The sequence below is a fragment of the Chloroflexus sp. genome, assembly GCF_056331925.1.
Genome location: NZ_JBWGQH010000014.1, coordinates 3,144 through 22,731, shown reverse-complemented (window position 1 = coordinate 22,731; position 19,588 = coordinate 3,144). Strand labels below are relative to the sequence as shown.

The following is a 19,588-nucleotide window of genomic DNA, read 5'->3' as shown; positions in this document are numbered from 1 at the left end:
TTATGCAGCACTACAGACTATTCACGGGATTTTCGCCGTGCCCGCCATTCCTCTTGGATGCGGAGTCGGCGAATGATCGGCGAGCGACGAACAGAATTCGCGCTTAACGTAAGGGCCGGCATCTGATCGCTTGGTGGACGCAGATAAAGCGGGCCAAACCGCCGATTACGCACATAGAGCGCAGGCACAAACCAGGACACTTGATCGGACTCGCTCACGTACAGCGCGATCCGAGCGGCGGCTAAGGCTTCTTGCACACTCCGTCCCTGCGCTAGGCCGGCGTAGACAATACTCGCGATGCGTGTAGCTGCATCGGCGCGGATCGTAAACTGCATCCCGATTACCACCGGCACCCCGGCTACACTAAGGGCCGGGGCAACACTGCTCAACAATGGAGCGCCGGGGGTTGTCATAGCCCCTTGGCAAGCGTGTAACAACACCATCCGAACTCCACCTGCTGCTGCTGCCAACGCACTCGGTGGCGTCCATTCCTCGCCACCATGCTCACAATCCAGTAACAATGCACCCTCACCACGCTCGTAGCGACCGTGGCCATAGTAGTGAATCACGTCGGGTGCCCATTCACGAACCACCCGTTCCAGTTCGCGCCGTGAGACCGGGCTTAACTCCCGCACCTCGGCCAACTGTCGCTCGAGCAGTGGTTGCAAAGCGTTCATCCGCACACTTCGCTCAAGTTGACGCAACTCAGGTGGGATACCGGCCTGTGGAGAGAGAGCCAGAATCCGCAGCGCACCGCTACCGGGTGTCGGTTGCGGCGGTGGACCGGTATGTTTCAAGCGTCGCTCAATCGTAGCCGATAACCGTCGTTCGGTCAGCAACGGCGTGGGTTCATCGGCCCACAGCAACTCCCATGGCAGAGACGCTAACGCGACATCTGCGGTGGCGTGCGCATTGAAATGGCAAGCGATCAGCAGTGGACGGTCAACGGCCAGCGCAAAGTTCCGCACCATCTTCAGCGCCTCTGCACCGCGTGGATCATGGGTCAAGGCACGAAACAGCCGACGACCCACACGGCGTGGTAAATCTGGTGGCACATGCTCGTCATCGTCCCAGAAATTAAGTTCACGCAAGCGGTCCTGCTCGGCCGGAGTAAAGGTAAAAGCAGTTTCTTGGGCTGATGTCCACGGATGCGGATAAGCCGGATCTTGCAGCACATCAAGGGCACGCAACACGAGCGGTACATCGTCACTCGCGATTGGCATCGGCATTTGACTGTGGGTGATGTCGATCACCTCATTCGCTTCCCAGCGCACGAAGAAACCGCGATGGTACGAGCTAAAATCGATTGAGAGCAATACCGGATGGTAGATTGATCGCATAAAACGTCTTAGGCTTGCCTAGCTCAACACCGTTACCCCTATGAGGCCTTACCCTGCATCGGCCACAAACCACCACAACACGCTTCACCGCTTACCTCTCCGATCTCGTCGGCACATCGGCGGCCAACAACACCACTAAGAGCCGTTGATCGGCGTTCGGCTCACGCAACAGTAACCGTTCGCGCTCCAAGGTCTGACGCAAACGTTGACGGGCGATCAGGGCACTACCGGTAGGACGGTCGGGAACCGGTCGTGATGAGTACAATCGCGAGCTATTCATCAAGTACCTTCTTTCTACTACACATTGTAGTAAACATGGTCATAAAGAAACGACATCACTGCGGGCGACACCCCAATCGAGGCGTGACCAACGACCGGCGGAGGCTAACAGGGTCAGCTCACACTCCTGCCATCGTTCCGGCGCCCACACTTCGAGATACTGATCCATCCCTACCAGTACAGCAGTACGTTCAAGACCGGCATAGGTGCGGAGAGGAGGAGGGAACGTAATTATTGCTTGCGCATCGAGAAGCGACACCTGCGCCTCGGCAAACAGCAACCGCCGCAACCATCGTTCATCGCCACCACCGAGCGTAAGCGTACTAACGCGCTGGGCGAGACCACGCCAAAATGGTTCGGGGCAGATGTGAAGACAGCGCTCAAAACCGCGTGTTACCACGACGGTGAGGCCGAGCAGCGGACGCAGTGGCGATGGGAGCACGCATTGACCACTTTTATCAATTGACACGATCCACGTTCCGAGCAGCATACTCTCCTCACGACAGTTCAGTCTACAATCAGGGTAATTATTAGGATATTGTTGGGCGCTTATTATACCTGATTGTTTGTACTATAGCATATAATAGTCAAGGCGTCTAGTCGTCTACATAGTACCTTTGGGGGAGATTGACTTTACTACAATTTGTAGTATTATGGAGATACGGCGTCTGTCACCACGATACCGGTGAGGCTTTTCAATCGCGATGTAGCGGACACCTGTCCAATCAGCGAGGAGGTAGGCGTCAACTAAAACCCAATAGCTACCCAAAAACAACCCTTGATTCTAGACATTTGACGTACAGTATGGTATACTCATACCGTGACAACGAAAGGAATCCTACAATGCTCGCAGTGAACCACACTACCACCATCGATACTGTCACTGATGCCGATCATCTCGCCGTTCAACTACCGTTACAGGTCATCGGGCTCTCAACGATGTACGCAGCGGCATTGCAATTCATTCAGCGACGGTATCCAACCCTTGTGCCTGACCATCTGTGGGCAGAAGTAGCCGGTGGGGTCGTCCTCTCGCTAGCGCCGGTTGCCGTCGCTGCTCGTCGCGTTCGTGGTCTTGATTGGCGACACTACGAAGAACTGGTTTGGCGCAGTTTTGTAGCTGCGGGGATTCCGATCATTCTCTGGCAGCTCGGCGAAAGTGTTCTTCGCCGTCGCGAGGCTGAAGAGTACTTACGCCGTACACGAAGGAGCGTTGTTGAGTATGCCGACGATCCCACGCCGCTGGCCAACCGAACTGGAGACCGAGAGGGTGGAACTGATCCGCGTGGCTGACGAGGCAGTTCAATACATCCAGCAAGCGCGGAGCACGCTTGAACAAGCGTCCCCCGAACTGAGCCGCAACATCCACCTTGCCCGGGTGATGCTCGTGACTGCCGAACGTGCGGTTTACGATGCGCTCACCTGTATCGAGCGCATGCGCCGCTATCTCGCCATTGTGCGTGGAGCCGATATCAATGGCCGTTGGCCGATGGTCGCCGCCCGGCAACGCGATGATAGCGAACATGCGCTCGAGCGAGCAGCGCAGAGCCTTGAAGAGGTGCAAGACCTGTTTGAACGTCTGCGACCGACTTATCCATCAAATCTGACCCTTGCTGAAGCGATATTGGCCGATATGACGCTGGCCCTTGCCCGTGCCCGCCGCTCAATTGAACAAATGGTACGCTTGCTAACGGAAGCGGCCATCGGTCGTGATTAAGGAACGGAGAGAGACGTTGTTCTGCAACATCTCTCTCCTCAGTCAACCTTGACGTTTGACCGAAATCGGTTCTGGTACCCTGAGGCGCGTGTCCACAGTCGGCCACCACCAGGTGATCGCCATATTTATCACTAACACTATCGTGGTCGCAAGACCGCCTTCCGGCCCAAATGCGCCACCGGTCAACCAATCAGGCCCTGTCTCCCATCAAGGTGACACTAGATGTCGCCTTCGCGTCATTCCGCGCGCGATACCACCTTCGTGTCATTCCACGCGCGATACCGCCTTTTTGTCATTCCGAGCGGAGCGAGGAATCTGAGCGGGTTGGGTAAGACCCCTCGCTGCGCTCGGGGTGACAACAGTTACTTCTGTTGTCCACAGTTGCAATTCCGACTCTTGGGTGACCAGACCCCTCGCTGCGCTCGGGGTGACAATGGAGGAAGCGGCGCGGGGTGACAATGGAGGACGGTCACGGGTGACACGATACCGCCTTCGCGTCAGTCCACGCGCGATACCGCCTTCGCGTCAGTCCACGCGCGATACCGCCTTTTTGTAAGTCCGCGCGCAGCGAGGACCGGCAATATCTTTATCAATGGTATTTGGGATCATCAGCCTAGTGCTTTACAACCAGCCTAACGTGCAGGCCTATTTTGCCTATCGCAATGGACAACCGCTACCGCCACCACCACCATATCAACCACCACTGTCTTGATCTGAAGGAAGGGTAGCAAGGGCGGGTATTACACCCGCCCCCTACGATGATCGCCACACTTGCACACCCACCGCCGGTAACCGGCTGATGTCGAGCATACCTCCGGCTACAACCGTCTCAACATCGGTCAAGAGGTCGCGCAAACGGGTACCGTCAGCGAGACCACCGTGACGCACCGGCACCGCTCGTAAACCGTCATCACCCCGCCGAGCCACGACGATCAGCCGCTCTTCGGGTGCTTCACGTTGAAAAACAATCGTCTCACCTTGGGCGTAGAGCTGCTGGAATCCACCCCAACACAACGCCGGCGCGCTACGCCGTAAATGCGCTAGCCGCCGTACAAAGGCACGCAAGTCGTGATCCCATTGCGTCTCATCCCACGGCATTGTCCGCCGGCAATCGGGATCACCACCACCGGCCAATCCAATCTCGTCGCCGTAGTAGATGCACGGTACACCGGGATAGGTGAAGAGCAACGTCATTGCCACGCGCACGCGCGCCAGATCATCTCCTACAATGGTGCGCAACCGGGGGGTATCGTGGCTACCGAGGAGATTAAACTGCTGTGTCGCGATCTGCCATGGAATTGCTGCCCGAAAAACCGTCCATTGAGCAGCCATGATCTCGGTTGCAATCGGTCGCGGATCGGCTTCAGGCCGCTGTGGATTGAATTCAAAGCCGGCTAACCAACGCCATACGGGAAAGGTGAAGCCCTGATAGTTCATCGTAGCGTCCAGCTCTTCCCCTTGCAGATGGGGCGTCCCATCGAAGAAGTGTTCGCCGAGCAGATAGGCATCAGGTTGTTCGGCTTTGACCGCACGCCGAATGCCTCGCCCGATCTTGTGACCAAGGTTATCGGGGCCAAGGCGACCTAACATGTTGGCAACATCGATCCGCCAACCATCGATACGGTACGGTGGCCGGAGCCAATGCCGCATAACCGCATCGTGACCGGCATACATCACTTCACGCAGCCGCACGCTGCGATAGTTGAGTTTGGGTAGCGTCTTCACTCCCAGCCAACATTCGTATTCGTCGGGGTGACGACGAAAGGTGAAGAACTCGGCCGTTGGTGCGTGTCGATCAGCCTGGGCGGCCACAAACCAAGGATGCGTAACGCCGCAGTGGTTTGGTACGATGTCGAGCACTAATCGCATGGCCCGTTCGTCGAGGGCCTGACGCAGCGTTAGCAAACCGGCCTCACCACCGAGATGCGGATCGATGCGCGTGTAGTCTTCAACGTCGTATTTGTGGTTCGACGGTGCGCGGAAGATCGGATTGAGGTAAAGGGCTGAAACTCCAAGATCGGTTAGATAATCGAGCCGTTGTGCGATCCCTTGCAGATCACCACCGTAAAACTCGATTGAACCGGTCGCCGGCTGTGGCAACTCGTGCCAGCGCCGGGCAACAACCGGACGCCCGTGGTAAAGATACTCGCTATCGCGTACATTATTGCTCGGATCACCATCGGCGAAGCGATCGGGAAAGATTTGGTAAAAGACCGCGTCACGCACCCACGTCGGGGCATGGTAGTTCGCCAACAAGACAAAATCATTGGCGTCGGTCGGGTAATAGCGCGTTACGCCACCGGCGCTGTACCAGTACACGCCATCATCGGCTCGCAACAGGAAGCGATAGTTAGTACGCAGCATCCGGATCGGCAACTCGCCTTCCCACCAACGACACACCCCCTGCACACCCAGATCACGCATTGGCGTGAAGTGCTGTTCGCCATCGGGGCAAGTACGTACAAACACGCCACTGACCGGAGCATCGGCGGCGAGGCGCAAGCGCAAGCGTGCGGTATCACCCACGCGCCCACCAAACTGTACGTAGGGAGGCGATCCATCGTGGTGAATGCTCGCCTCCCAAGACTGGATTGTCATGCCATCTGCTCCAGTGCGGCAATTGCCGCGGCCAAACGCTCCAACGAACGGTCACGACCAACCCCGGCCAGGGTATCAAACAACGGCGGCGCTACACTTCGACCGGTCACAGCGATACGGATTGCGCTAAAGAGAGGCCCCGGCTTCACTCCCAACTGCTCAGTCAATGTACGGAGCGTTGTCTCAAGCGCCGGCGCCGTCCAATCGGTTTGTCGCTGCAACACATCATACGCCGCCCGAAGCATTGTGATCGTCTGGACCGCATCATGTTTCTTGGGAATCAGATCGGACGGCTGATACGTCACCCCTGGCGTCACCTCACGGTAAAAGAACTCGAGCAACTCCGGCGCCTCTTGCAATTCCTCCAGCCGTTCATGGATGAGCGGAATCAGCTGAAGCAGATACGCACGTTCGGTATCACCGGCTGGATCACCGATCAGGCCGGCCCGCTGCATAAATGGCAACACCCGTTCGGCTAGTTGCTCACGGCTGAGCTTACGGATATAGATACCGTTCATGTCGCGCAGCTTTTCCGGATTCCAACGCGCCGGTGATGGCTGAATCCGCTCAATCGAGAAGCGTGCGATGAGTTCTTCACGGCTCATTATCTCGGTCACCCCATCGTAGCTCCACCCTTGCAAGGCGAGATAGTTGAGCATGGTTTCCGGCAGATACCCACGTTCGCGGAACCGCTGCGTTGCCACATCATCTTTGCGCTTCGACAGTTTACCTTTGCCATCGTGGCGTAAAATCGCCGGCAGATGGGCAAAGATCGGTCGCTGCCAGCCGAAGTAGTCGTAGAGTAAGACGTGGTACGGTGTACTCGGTACCCACTCTTCTCCACGCATAACAAGGGTAATCTTCATCAGATGATCGTCAACGAGGTGGGCAAAGTGGTAGACTGGCATACCGGTTGACTTAATCAGCACAATATCTTGCAACTGGTCATTCTGTACGACGATCTCATCACCACCGCGAATAAGGTCGCTGAAGCGAGTCTCGCCGTCGAGAGGAGTTTTGAGGCGCACGGTATAGGACTTACCGCTCGCTGCCAATTCACGCTGGCGCTCGAGTGGCCAATCACGTTCGGGGCCACGGAAGCGAAATGCCTTGATTCCGGCAGCTTCGGCAGCGGCCCGCATCTGCGCGAGTTCCTCTTCGGTAGTGAAGGACATGTACGCCAGTCCAGCCTCGAGCAACTGGTCAACGTAGGGGCGATAGACACCTTGCTCAAACCGCTGTGACTGAACGTAGGGGCCATACGGCCCACCCACATCCGGGCCCTCGTCCCAATCGATCCCAACCCAGCGTAGCGAAATGCTAATATCGTCGGCAGCACCGGGAACAAACCGTTTTTCGTCAGTATCTTCGATCCGCAGAATAAATTGCCCACCATAATGACGGGCACAGAGCCAATTGAAGAGAGCGGTGCGCACACCGCCGATGTGCAAGCTGCCGGTCGGACTAGGGGCAAAACGTACCCGTACCGGCCCCTCAATACCTGCCATGCAATTCTCCTTAGTTAGGGTATTGGAGGAGGAAGTATCCTCTACTCCTTTGTCACTAACACCACCATATCGTCACGATGGACGATCTCTGGCCCGTAATCATACCCTAAAACTGGACCAATCTGGTGCGAGCGTAATCCGGCGATCAGACGAAGATCACTCGAACGATATTGGGTCAACCCGCGTGCAATCTCTCGCCCGGCGAGGTCAAAAATGCGTACTGTTTGGCCGCGATCAAATTCACCGCTTACCTCACGAACACCGGCAGCCAACAAACTCTTCCCATACTCGATCAGGGCCGTTGCAGCCCCTTCATCAATCACAATCTTGGAATGGCGCACAGTTTCGGCCAAAATCCAACGCTGGCGAGCATCAGGATGTGAGGTTGTCGCCGGGAAGTACGTTCCAATCCGTTCACCATTTGCCACCCGGACGATCACATCCGGTTCGTGACCGGCGGCAATGACAACCGCCACTCCTGAACGGGTAGCCAGATCGGCAGCCTGTATTTTGGTCTGCATCCCGCCGGTGCCGCGATGCGTACCGCTCCCACCGGCCATTGCCCAAATTCGTTCGTCGATTACCGGTACCTCACGCAGCAGTTCGGCGGTCGGATCGGTGCGCGGATCGGCGCTGAACAATCCGGCAATGTCGGTGAGGATCAAGAGCAGGTCAGCATCGATTAAGCCGGCAACCAGCGCCGAGAGATTATCGTTATCGCCAACCCGAATCTCGGCGGTTACCACCGCGTCATTCTCATTGATAATCGGCACAATTCCTTGCGCAAGGCAAAGGTTAAGGGTATTACGGGCATTCAGATAGCGTCGGCGATCCCGCAGATCGTCACGGGTGAGTAACGCTTGCGCCACTTGCAGTCCGTAGAGATCGAAAATCTGTTCGTAGATGTGCATTAATCGGCTCTGACCCACCGCAGCGAACACTTGCTTGAGCGGAATATTGCTCCGCCGGCGAGGATCGGCGCCAAGACGTTCTTTACCGGCAGCAATCGCGCCTGACGAGACCAACACGACTTCGTGACCGTCTGCTTTCAGACGCACGATTTGACGGGCCAATTCGACAAAATAAGGCCGGTGTAGCCGGTCGGTACCGGCAGTGAGCACACTTGTGCCTAATTTGACAACGAATCTGGTCATATCGGTGGTGGTTTCAATACGATGGTCATGATCCGAATTTGGCCGATGATAACGCCACCTGGGGGGCACACGGCCGTGCGCCTCTACGACGATGGATGTTAGGGGATGCCCAATTCGGCCAAGCGGGCCGGTGTCGGGTCGCCGGCGGAATCCCAGCCGTGGCGTGCGTAATATTCGGCTAACAACACATCGAGTGGTGGGGTATAGCCGGCCGTCGGACCACTGCTCAACGGTTCGCGTAGGTAACGGTCGGGCAGCGTATCTTGGCTGTTGGCGGCGTAGCGACGGGTAAACATCCGGTCGAGGGTCACGATCCGTTCGCCGATCCGCACCAGATCGACCCCACTAATTGTGCGACCACTGACCGCACCGAGGAGCGCGATCAGTTCACCGGGAGTCACCTGATACGCCATCAGGCCAAGCCGTCGACACATGCCACTCGCATCGAGCGCAGCAGCAAACCGCTCGTGCCAGATCAGGCGCAGGGCTTTGCCTTCAGTTTCACGCGGCCCACTCGCCGGTGGTGGCAACCATGCCGGCGGTTCTGCCACCAATTCTTCAAAGGCCATCGCATATCGGTAATCACCACCGATCGGGCTGGTTGCCATCGCCAATCCGATCTCAGTCAACGCACGTGGATCAAGCGCCGGCATTGCCAAGCCTTTTACTTGGGGTGCAAACGCTGCCGATCCCCATACCGCCTCCTGCATCTCACCGACACCTAACGATAAGATATCGCGCTTTTCTCGACGTTGGCTCATCCGGTCGAGAGCAGCGATCACGGCGGCGCCATCACCCCAGTTGAGCGTGCGCTGTCGCACTAAGCCTTCATCTTGTGCCTCGGTCATAAAGGTAATTGCCGCTGCTGCTGCCGCCGGATCGATACCCAACCGCAAGCAACGATCGGCGATTGTCAGCATTGTATCGGCGTCGGTAATCCCCACACGAGCGCCAAAACCGGCAATTAATTCAAGGCTAGGGAGGGGATGCGTCTCACCGGTACGAGTACGCAGATCGATATAACAGGGTAGCGGACAACCGGCACAACCACGCTCTTGGCGCCCACCACGACGGGCTATCTCGCTAAACATCCGAGCGATAGCCAGGCCATCAGCCGGGGTCCGGGCGTCTCGACTGGTCAGCGCACCTAACTTGATCGCCGCCGGTAACAAACCGGCACTCCCGATAGCGCGGATAGCGTTTGCCGTCGGATGACGTTCACCCCGCTGCTGGATCGATTGAAGCACGCTCTGCATACGTGCCACATCAGCCACCGGCAGTGGTGCCCGATCACGAACCACTATCGCCTTCAGCTTTTTATCGGCCATTACAGCACCGGTACCGGCCGGCTCAACGAGATACTGGCCTTCAGCGACAATACTGGCATAGGCTACACCGACTTCACCGGCAGGCCCAATCGCCAACACCCGCACATCACCACCTAGTTCAGCACTCAGTGTCGCCGCAGTCGCTACGGTATCACGCCCAACGAGGTGGCGAGCTGAACGCAGGCGAACGGTATCTCCATCGATCAGGAGGTAACACCAGTCAGGTGCTTCCCCGCGAATAATTAAGACATCGACATTATTCCGATGGAGAGCTGCCCCCCAGTGCCCCGGCGCCCACCCATAGGCAATACCGCCGGTTAACGGTGAGCGAGTACCGACGGTAAAACCGCCAGTAGCGTAACCGGAGCTACCGGCCAACGGGCCAGCCGCAAAGATCAGCAGATTGTTAGCCGACAGTGGTGGTGTATCCGGTTCTAATTGATACCAGAGCAACCACGCAATAGCGCCACGACCACCCAGATAATCGCGTTCCACTTCAGCGGGTAACAGTTGGCGGGCGTGGCCGCGAGCAAGATCAACGGTAAGACTGCGCAACGGCATGCAAGTTTCCTGTGTGGGTGCGATTTTCGCCGTTCTATTATACCGCTGTTAGGCATTGTGTATGGTAAAATTCCATCACATTACCATATCATCGCCATTGTACCAGAGCTGAGTATGTCATCGCTCAAACACGCCATGCGCAACCGGCGCGATCAAGGGCGCACTGCGCACCGCGAACAACGCCAGCAACAAGCCATCGCTGCTTTAGCAGTGTTGGACTGTCTGCGCGGGGTATCGACCACTGAGCTAACTACTCTTTATGAACTGGGCGTCTTTCGCGTCTTTCCAAGCGGTGCGACTGTGATTGGTCAACGGCGTGGCTATCGGTATCTTTTCTTCCTGCTGCGGGGATCATTACAGTTGCGACTGCGTGACAAAGACGGGCGTGAAGTCTTGATGGGTATATTAGGGCAAGGCGATTGCTTTGGCGAAGGTCCACTGTTCGGCAAGTTCTTCCGTCATATGAGTGCACTTACCCAAGATACGTGCTACCTATTACAAATCGATATTACTACCTTACGCGAGGAACTCGCCGCGCTACCACTGCTTACAACCGCTCTCCGCAAAGTGTATCGACGACGGATGGTAGAAGCCACGTTAGCGCGTATCCCGATACTAAGCCAACTTCTGCCCATTGAACGCATTTCTATCGCGGCCCGATTACAGCCGCGCCACGTGCCACGCGGCACGGTAATCGTCAAACAAGGCGAGCCGGCCGACTCACTGTACCTGATCGAGAATGGGCAAGTGGTGATTGAGCAAAGTGGACAAACGATTGCCATCCTCAACGAAGGTGATCTCTTTGGTGAAATCTCACTACTGACCGGCGAACCTCATCGAGCGACCACCCGCGCCCTCACCACCACCGATCTGCTCGAACTACCCGGTGCTGAGTTCTACCGTCTCATCAACCAATATCCGGCGCTTGAGACCGAACTGCGCGCCATTGCCGAACGTCGTCTGAAGCATTCGGCTGCGGTGCGGAGCGATGCTGCCCGCGCCCGCGATATCGAACTTGCCGTCCACCGAGGCATCCTCCGCGCTACTCACATTCTTGTTCGCGATCCTGCTCGCTGCCCACCGGGCTGTCGATTGTGTGAGACTGGCTGTGCGTCACGTCACGGACACAGTCGCCTCCACCTCAATGGCACACCGATCGAGCGGTTTGATGTGCTTGATAATTGTCGTCAGTGCAGCGTCGGTGCGGAATGTGTCGAAGCGTGCCCTGAAGATGCGATCGAACGTGTTGACACCGGTGCATTACGGATTACCAACCGCTGTACCGGCTGTGGAGAATGTGTTACAGCTTGCCCTTACGATGCGGTACAAACCGTCCCACGTGCCAAATATCAGACCGGCCCACTGTGGGATCTCTTCCGTCGCTGGCAACAGCGAATCCGCCCAACTATTCCCTTGGCCACTAGCATCCCTACGCATCGCGCCGACAAGTGCGATCTCTGTTTTGGCTACGCCGATCTTGCGTGCGTCAGCGCATGCCCTATTGGTAATCTGCGACTGGCTCCCGTCGAAGAGATTGTGCCGGTGTAGGAATATTGCTCCTCACTACCGACCGATGCCGTGCAGCGCTCTGTCGGCTGCTCGTTGCTGACCGATGCTGTACCGCAGCCCGCTGCGCCGTCGCCAGCCCGTTGCCCTGACCGATGCCGTGCAGCGCTCTGTCGGCTGCTCGTTGCTGACCGATGCTGTACCGCAGCCCGCTGCGCCGTCGCCAGCCCGTTGCCCTGACCGGTGCTGCACCGACAACTGTCCGCTGCCCGCACCGGTGCCGTGCCGTCGCCCGCTGCGCCGTCGCCAGCCCGCTCCCTGACCGATGCTGCATCGCTGCCCAGCGCTGCGACGCCAGCCCGTTACCGACCGGTACCGTGCGGCGGTCAGATGACAGCCCGTTGCTCCGTCACCCATCACCGACCGATTCCCCACCACACACTTCATGTCGTTAGACGAACGTTCGCCTTTTCCTCTTGACAACTGCTGACAGGAGATGTATGATAAAGGCGAACGTTCGCCTTGATGAATCAAACGGTCTATGACAGCCACGAAAGTCACGCTCAAAGATGTAGCGGCGCGCGCCGGGGTCAGTTACCAAACCGTCTCGAAGGTGCTGAACGGTGAAATGCAGGTTGCGCCCGAAACGATGGAGCGGATTCAGGCGGCGGTGCAAGAGCTAGGCTACCGGCCTAATCGCATTGCGCGTAATATGCGGGCCGGCCGTAGCTTTATGATCGGGTATTCGTGGACCCAAACCGAACCCGGCCAAGTTAATCATATTCTCGACCAGTTCTTGAGTAGTATGGTGCGTGAGGCCGGTGCGGTTAATTATTTTGTGTTACCCTTCCCTTTCTCTGAAGACCGATCGCAAATCGATATCTACCGTGATCTGATCCGTAGTGGTAATGTTGATGGCTTCGTGCTGTCGAGTATCAATTACAATGATCCCCGTATCCAATTCTTGCTCAAGCAGAAGTTCCCCTTCGTGGCCTTCGGTCGCTCAAATCCAGATTGGGACTTCGCATGGGTCGATATTGACGGTACGGCGGGAACGCGGCAAGCGGTGGAATACCTGATCGGGCGTGGTCATCACCGTATCGCGATCCTTGGGTGGCCGGAAGATTCGCGCGTTGGTAACGACCGTCTGCAAGGGTACCTTGAGGCGATGCAAACCGCTCAACTGCCGATTGAAACGGGCTATATTCTGCGCGGTGAAGGTACGTTTGAGGTCGGGCGCGCCATGACGTTGCATCTCCTTGATCTCTCGCCCGAACGTCGCCCAACGGCAATCATGACCCTGAACGATACGATGGCAATTGGGGCGATGGCCGCGGCCCGCGAACGCGGCCTGACGGTAGGGACCGATTTGGCTATCATCGGCTTTGATGATGCGCCAATGGTGCAATATCTCTTTCCGCCACTGAGCAGTGTGCGCCAGCCGATTGCTGAGGCCGGCCGTAAATGCGTCGAACTGCTGGTGGCAATCGTTGAAGGGCGAGAACCAGAACAAAAACATATCCTACTGCAACCATCCCTGATCATTCGCGCTTCGTCCTGACAATTCGTGACACATTGCTTCCCTGACCTGATCATCGACTGCCGATTGATCAGATAGGTTATTATTTTGCAAAAAAGGAGGTGTAAAAATGATCTTAAAACACTAATTTTCTCTAAACATTTTTTGGTTATTTAGACAAGTTTGTTCTTACCGAAGGATACATCTCGCTATCTCAATCGTTTCTAGTGAAGGAGCAGGTATGAACCGCCCGATCAAATTCCTCATGCTTCTGGCCGTACTGGCATTGGCGCTGAGCGCCTGTGGTCAGACTACAACCCAACAATCGGCACCGACACCACAAACGGTACGGGAAACCGTGACCGTCAAAGAGACGGTCACGGTCAAAGAGACGGTTGTCGTTCCGGCTGAAAAAGTGACCGTCCGCTTGTCAGGGTGGGCTTCAAGCCCGGCAGAGACCGCACTGCTCGAGTCGCTGCTCTATAAGTTCTCGGTTGAGAACCCCGATATTCTGGTCAAGTACGAGCCGATCACTGGCGACTATAAGCAGGTACTCTTGACCTCGATTGCATCGGGGACGGAACCCGATATTTTCTATGTTGACATCTTCTGGTGGTTGGAGCTGGCCGCCAACGATGCGTTGTTGCCTCTCGATGACTTGATGGCAAGCAGCGGAGTGTCGCGTGACGATTTTATTCCGGCACTGATCGATGCCTTTACCTACAATGGTAAAACCTACGGTATTCCCAAGGACTTTAACACCCTTGGTATGTTCTACAACAAGGCGCTGTTTGATAAAGCCGGTCTAGCTTATCCAACCGACGACTGGACATGGGACGATCTGCGCGAGGCAGCGGCAGCACTGACCGATCTGAGCGATCCGAACAAGCCGATCTACGGCTTCTGCACGCCACCCGATCCAGGTCGGTTCCCGGTCTTCGTCTTCCAGAACGGCGGCATGGTGATGAACACCGATTATACCGACACCATGCTTGATAGTGATCCGGCGGTGAAAGCAGCCGAATTCTATACCTCGTTCCGCACCAACCAGATCGGTGCGATACCGTCAGACCTTGGTGAAGGATGGCAGGGTACACTCTTTGGCAAGGGCCAATGCGCAATGGTTTACGAGGGTGGCTGGTTGATCCCCTATCTGCGCGATCAGTTTCCCAACACGCAGTATGGTGTGGTCATGCCGCCGGCCGGCCCGGGTGGCGAGGGTAACTTGATCTTCACAGTGGCTTGGGGAATCTCGGCCAACACCAAGAACCCGGAAGCGGCGTGGAAGGTGGTCAACTTCCTTACTAGCGAAGCCAGTCAGAAGACGGTGCTTGAGAGTGGCTTTGCGTTGCCATCGCGTCAGTCGTTGCAAAACAGCGACTACCTGAAAAACAATCCGAACTCGGCAGCTATCTTCAATGGTTCGTTCTTCGGTGCGAAGCCCTTCTTCTGGGGTGCAGTCGGCTCCGATGTGAACGATCAGATGTCGAAGGCGCTTGAGCGAATGTTTAAAGAGAACCAGCCAGCTTCAGAGGCTATGAAACAGGCGGCTGAAGCTATCCGCAAGGCAATGAAGTAACAGCAGCATGGTATAGGCACCACACGGCGTGGGAAAAACACCAACACGCCGTGTGGTTCGATAGGGGTCGGAGCTTCTGCGAGCGTATGATGTAGTTCGCCACAATCTCCACAACCCGATCGATGCTGAAGTACCCAAGGCGGCAGGTTTCCTCTGGCAGGCAGCTCACCATGACAGCAGGGTATCGGACACAAGTCGGGATCGCGCGTACTATCGGAGGATAGACGCTCACCCACTATTGACGGGAGATAATATATGCGCGCGACAAATCAGCGTCGTAAATGGGCTGATGCACTGAACGGCTATCTCTTTATCTCGCCATGGTTGATCATCTTTATCATCTTTAGTCTGATCTCGCTCGGTTACGCGGTCTATCTCTCGTTCACCGAATACAACCTGCTCAGACCGCCGCGCTGGTGGGGTTTTGAAGGGTATCAGCGAGTCTTCGCCGATGATCTCTTCTTGAGTAAAGCACTCCCCAATACCTTTAAGTATGTGCTGATCGTCGTGCCGATCCAGACGTTTCTCAGCCTGGTGCTGGCATTTGCGATGGACCAAAACCTGCGCTTCCAGCGTTTCTTCCGCACCATTTTTTACCTGCCATCAGTGACATCATCGGTGGTAATTTCGCTCATCTTTATCTGGATCTTCGCGCCGCAGGGTATTTTCAACCAGATCACCGGCCTTACTGTCAACTGGCTCGATGATCCGCGCACCGCTTTCTACGTAATTATGGGCATGAACATCTTTACCACGAGTGGCACGCTCATGCTCATTTTTCTCGCCGGTCTGCAAGATATTCCCCTGGCCGTGTATGAAGCGGCTGAGATTGACGGTGCGAATGGCTTGCAGAAGTTTTTCTACATTACCATCCCGATGTTGCGCCCGGTCATTTTCTTTGTCGTGACGGTCGGTGTCATCGGCTGTTTTCAGGTCTTCGACCAGATCTTTGTGATGACGAATGGCGGCCCGCTCGACAGCACTACGACCATCACCTATTTGATCTACAAGTGGGCCTTCCGCGATACACGCATTCAAATGGGTCAAGCTTCAGCGTTGGCGGTCATTCTCACCCTGATCATTCTGGCGGTGACGCTGCTGCAGCGGCGCGTGATTGAAGGCAGCGGTAGTGGCGCTGAGCGTTAGAAAGGTGCGAAACGATGGCAGTTACAACGAGTTCACCGCAAGCGCAGATCTATGCACGTACCGTCTTCTTCGACCGACTGCGCAAGTATCTCTTCTTTGCGATGCTGGCCTTCTGGGCTGTGCTCTCAGTAGCGCCCCTCTACTTTACGTTGGTCTTCTCGTTCAAGCCGGTGGCCGATGTCTATACACCGCCAATCTGGGCGCCGATCCCGTTTACCTTTGAAAACTATATCACGATTCTCGGTACATTTGAACTTTTCCCACGTTGGGTGTGGAATAGCGTCTTTATTTCGGTGATCATCACCGTCTTTCGCGTGCTCTTCTGCGCGATGGCCGGCTATGCCTTCGCCCGCATCGAATTCCCGCTCAAGAACTTCTGGTTCAATCTGCTCTTGATCTCAATGATGATGCCGGGCGTTGTGACGCTCATTCCCTCATTCTTGATCATCGGTCCCGGCCTGATTCGGGGTGGTTTCCAACTCGGTGATCTCACCATTCCCACCGGCTTTGGCCTTATCGATACCCCATGGGGTATCATTCTGCCCGGTGTTGCCGACGCCTTCGGTGTCTTTATGATGACCCAGTTTTATAAGTCGTTCCCCAAGGAATTGGAAGAAGCAGCGATGATGGACGGGTCGGGCCGCTGGGGCACCTTCTTCCGCATTGTGCTGCCGATCAGCCAAACCCAATTGATTACACTTGCGCTGCTGACCTTCCAAGGCGCATGGAATAACTTTATGTGGCCGCTGCTGGTCCTGCGTTCACCCGAACAATTTACCCTGCCGATCGGGTTACAGTGGTTCCGCGGCGAGTATTACACGCTCTATTCGGTCATTCTAGCCGGTTCGATCTTCAATACGTTGCCCATTCTGATCATCTTCTTCGTCTTCCAGCAATATTTTGTGCGCAGTATTGCTGCGACCGGCTCGAAGGAGGGGTAAAGAAGGCGACCTTATACGCACAAGGTGAATTATGTGGATTCTTGCTGAAGATGCTTTCGACCCAGCCCAACAACATCATAAAGAGACGATCTTCACCATTGGTAACGGCTATCTCGCGACCCGTGGCGCGTTTGAAGAGGGCTATCCCAACGACCGTCGAGCGACGTTTATCCACGGTGTCTTCGACGACGCACCGATTGTGGTCACCGAACTGGCTAATGCGCCCGATTGGTTGGCAATGCAAGTGCTTCTCGATGGTGAGAAGTTTTCGCTAGCTACAGGTACGATCCTCGCCTACCGGCGCGAACTCAACATGCAGAATGGCGTGCTACAGCGCGAGGTGCGTTGGCGTTCGCCGCAGGGTCGGGTAGCAACCATTCGATTCTCCCGCTTTGCATCACTGGCCGACGAGCACCTGCTAGCGCTACACTGCGAGATCGTACCTGAATTTGACGGCCAGATCGAGGTCCGCGCTGCGCTCAATGGTCAAACCGACAACGAGGGGCTGTTGCACTGGCGATTGATCGAACAAGGCCAACTCACCGATGGCACCGTCTTTTTGCGCACCCGCACCCGCAAGAGTGGGATCGAGGTGGCGTGCGCGATGCGTCTGCGCGGCGACACCGCCCAAACCGCGTTCTGGGATGTCGAGAATGTGCCCACCCTGCAACAGGTCTATCCGGCGCATGCCGGTCAACCGATTGTCGTCACAAAGTTTGTCGGCATCGCTACCTCGCGCGACGGCAATCAACCACTCGACATTGCCCACCACCACGTGCAAGCGGCTCACGATTGGGCGAGCACGCTGGCCGCACAGCAGGAAGCATGGACGCGCGAGTGGGAGCGCTGCCACGTCGAGATCAACGGCGATGATGAGGCCGACCTGGCCGTGCGCTTTAGTATCTTCCAGTTGCTGATTGCTGCTCCTCGCCACGACAATCGCGTGAACATCGGCGCCAAAACGCTCTCAGGATTTGGCTATCGTGGTCATGCGTTCTGGGACACCGAGATCTTCATGTTGCCGCTTTTCATCTACACTGCCCCAGACATCGCGCGCAACTTGCTCGATTACCGCTACCTAACCCTACCGGCTGCTCGCGCCAAGGCTCGCGTCGCCGGCTACGAGGGTGCATGGTACGCTTGGGAGAGTGCCGATACCGGCGAAGAGGTAACACCAACGTGGGTACCTGATTTTCAGGACAAAAAGAAGCTTGCCCGCGTCTGGACCGGTGATTTAGCGATTCACATTTCGGCAGATGTGGCTTACGCGGTACAACAATACTGGCAGGCTACCGGCGATAATGGGTGGTATATCGAACGCGGCGCTGAGATTGTGCTCGATACCGCCAAATTCTTCGTCGCACGGGCCGAATGGCTAGCCGACCGCGGTTGCTATGGCTACACCGACGTGATCGGTCCTGACGAATACCACGATCACGTCAACAACAACGCCTACACGAACCTGATGGCACAGTGGAACATCCGCACCGGCCTTGAAACACTGGCATGGCTTACACAACACGCCCCGCAGAAAGCTGCCGAACTTCGCCAACAGCTCGATCTAACGCCGGAACGCTTGCAGCACTGGCAGACGGTGGCCGAAAAGATGTGTATCAATACGCGCCCTAACGGACTCATCGAACAGTTCGATGGCTTCTTCGCGCTGAAAGATGTCAATCTGGCCGAGTACGAACCGCGTACCAAGTCAATGCACGAAATCTTCGGCATCGAAGGCGCCAACGAGTATCAAGCGATCAAGCAACCCGATGTGCTGATGCTGCAATTCCTCTTACGCGAGCAGTACAGCGACAGCCAGATTCGGGTCAATTATGATTACTACACCCCACGCACCGACCATACCTACGGATCGTCGCTTGGCCCGCCGATTCAGGCAATCGTTGCCTGTCAGATGGGCGATGTAGCCGAAGCCTACGAGCACTTCATTCGCGCGGCCCGCGCCGATCTCCGCGATGTGCGCGGCAATGCCGGCGATGGGATCCACGCTGCTTCAGCAGGCGGTGTCTGGCAAGCTGTCGTGTTCGGTTTTGGCGGTCTCCGCATCCACCCCGACGGCACGTGGGAAGTGCATCCGCGCCTGCCCAGCCACTGGCGGCAGTTGACCTACCGCTTCACTTTGCGCGGGCAAACCCACACCGTCACCTGCTACCCGGATGGCAGCTATACAATCGGCTAAAACGCAGAGGAGGCAAAGACGCGAAGGGTTTTTAACGCAAAGGTGCAAAGATATTTGAGATTGGGTACAAGCGTGGTCATACGAACAATTCCAAAACCTATGCGTTCTCTGCGCACTTCGCGCCTTTGCGTTTAACATCCTTATGCGTTCTCTGCGCACTTCGCGCCTTTGCGTTTAACATCCTTATGCGTTCTCTGCGCACTTCGCGCCTTTGCGTT

The 19,588-nt window shown here is 56.3% G+C and carries 16 protein-coding genes; 9 read left to right on the top strand and 7 right to left on the bottom strand.

Annotated elements, in window-relative coordinates:
- Window positions 1–17 precede the first annotated feature (17 nt).
- The 3 genes from AC01ZF_RS08845 to AC01ZF_RS08835 form a co-directional block, all read right to left on the bottom strand.
- On the bottom strand, window positions 18–1,340 hold the full coding sequence (locus AC01ZF_RS08845) for a CHAT domain-containing protein (RefSeq protein ID WP_424676719.1): 1,323 nt from the start codon (window positions 1,338–1,340) through the stop codon (window positions 18–20).
- A gap of 91 nt (window positions 1,341–1,431) precedes the next feature.
- Entirely contained in the window at window positions 1,432–1,620 is a 189-nt protein-coding gene (locus tag AC01ZF_RS08840) for a hypothetical protein (protein WP_424676718.1), read from the bottom strand.
- 39 nt (window positions 1,621–1,659) lie between these two features.
- The gene (locus AC01ZF_RS08835; RefSeq protein ID WP_476575298.1) at window positions 1,660–2,109 is read right to left on the bottom strand and encodes a division/cell wall cluster transcriptional repressor MraZ; all 450 of its coding nucleotides are present in this window, start codon (window positions 2,107–2,109) and stop codon (window positions 1,660–1,662) included.
- Window positions 2,110–2,462: 353 nt separating this feature from the next.
- Here AC01ZF_RS08835 and AC01ZF_RS08830 point away from each other — a divergent pair, with 353 nt between their 5' ends.
- Both AC01ZF_RS08830 and AC01ZF_RS08825 read left to right on the top strand, forming a co-directional pair.
- The gene (locus AC01ZF_RS08830) at window positions 2,463–2,912 is read left to right on the top strand and encodes a hypothetical protein (RefSeq protein WP_424676716.1); all 450 of its coding nucleotides are present in this window, start codon (window positions 2,463–2,465) and stop codon (window positions 2,910–2,912) included.
- On the top strand, window positions 2,890–3,336 hold the full coding sequence (locus AC01ZF_RS08825; protein WP_424676742.1) for a hypothetical protein: 447 nt from the start codon (window positions 2,890–2,892) through the stop codon (window positions 3,334–3,336). The genes AC01ZF_RS08830 and AC01ZF_RS08825 overlap by 23 nt, the downstream gene beginning before the upstream one ends.
- Window positions 3,337–4,089: 753 nt before the next feature.
- On the opposite strand, the gene malZ is transcribed toward AC01ZF_RS08825, so the two are convergent.
- The 4 genes from malZ to AC01ZF_RS08805 all read right to left on the bottom strand — a co-directional run bounded on the left by malZ (window position 4,090) and on the right by AC01ZF_RS08805 (window position 10,485).
- Complete coding sequence (gene malZ, locus AC01ZF_RS08820; RefSeq protein ID WP_476575297.1) at window positions 4,090–5,934, bottom strand: maltodextrin glucosidase; 1,845 nt, start codon at window positions 5,932–5,934, stop codon at window positions 4,090–4,092.
- Window positions 5,931–7,442 carry a glutamate--tRNA ligase gene (gltX, locus tag AC01ZF_RS08815; RefSeq protein WP_424677486.1) on the bottom strand — a complete coding sequence of 504 codons (1,512 nt, stop codon included), beginning with the start codon at window positions 7,440–7,442 and terminating at the stop codon, window positions 5,931–5,933. Before gltX ends, malZ begins: the two co-directional genes overlap by 4 nt.
- 41 nt (window positions 7,443–7,483) lie before the next feature.
- Window positions 7,484–8,596, bottom strand: coding sequence for a glutamate 5-kinase (gene proB / locus AC01ZF_RS08810; protein WP_424677487.1), 1,113 nt, complete (start codon window positions 8,594–8,596; stop codon window positions 7,484–7,486).
- A 98-nt stretch (window positions 8,597–8,694) separates the two neighbouring features.
- A complete protein-coding gene (locus AC01ZF_RS08805; RefSeq protein ID WP_424677488.1) occupies window positions 8,695–10,485 on the bottom strand; it encodes an aldehyde ferredoxin oxidoreductase C-terminal domain-containing protein in 1,791 nt (596 codons plus the stop codon).
- Window positions 10,486–10,599: 114 nt separating this feature from the next.
- Here AC01ZF_RS08805 and AC01ZF_RS08800 point away from each other — a divergent pair, with 114 nt between their 5' ends.
- From AC01ZF_RS08800 to AC01ZF_RS08770, 7 genes are all read left to right on the top strand, one after another.
- Window positions 10,600–12,033: a cyclic nucleotide-binding domain-containing protein gene (locus AC01ZF_RS08800; protein ID WP_424677489.1), complete on the top strand. Its 1,434-nt coding sequence runs from the start codon at window positions 10,600–10,602 to the stop codon at window positions 12,031–12,033.
- Window positions 12,034–12,185: 152 nt separating this feature from the next.
- Entirely contained in the window at window positions 12,186–12,446 is a 261-nt protein-coding gene (locus AC01ZF_RS08795; RefSeq protein WP_476575296.1) for a hypothetical protein, read from the top strand.
- An 86-nt stretch (window positions 12,447–12,532) separates the two neighbouring features.
- Window positions 12,533–13,552, top strand: a complete 1,020-nt coding sequence (locus AC01ZF_RS08790) for a LacI family DNA-binding transcriptional regulator (protein WP_424677580.1) — start codon at window positions 12,533–12,535, stop codon at window positions 13,550–13,552.
- 199 nt (window positions 13,553–13,751) lie between these two features.
- On the top strand, window positions 13,752–15,089 hold the full coding sequence (locus AC01ZF_RS08785) for an ABC transporter substrate-binding protein (RefSeq protein WP_428113694.1): 1,338 nt from the start codon (window positions 13,752–13,754) through the stop codon (window positions 15,087–15,089).
- 255 nt (window positions 15,090–15,344) lie between these two features.
- Entirely contained in the window at window positions 15,345–16,235 is an 891-nt protein-coding gene (locus AC01ZF_RS08780; protein WP_424677582.1) for a carbohydrate ABC transporter permease, read from the top strand.
- Between the two features lie 14 nt (window positions 16,236–16,249).
- Window positions 16,250–17,176: a carbohydrate ABC transporter permease gene (locus AC01ZF_RS08775; RefSeq protein WP_424677583.1), complete on the top strand. Its 927-nt coding sequence runs from the start codon at window positions 16,250–16,252 to the stop codon at window positions 17,174–17,176.
- Window positions 17,177–17,207: 31 nt separating this feature from the next.
- A complete protein-coding gene (locus AC01ZF_RS08770; RefSeq protein ID WP_424677584.1) occupies window positions 17,208–19,370 on the top strand; it encodes a glycoside hydrolase family 65 protein in 2,163 nt (720 codons plus the stop codon).
- Window positions 19,371–19,588 lie beyond the last annotated feature (218 nt).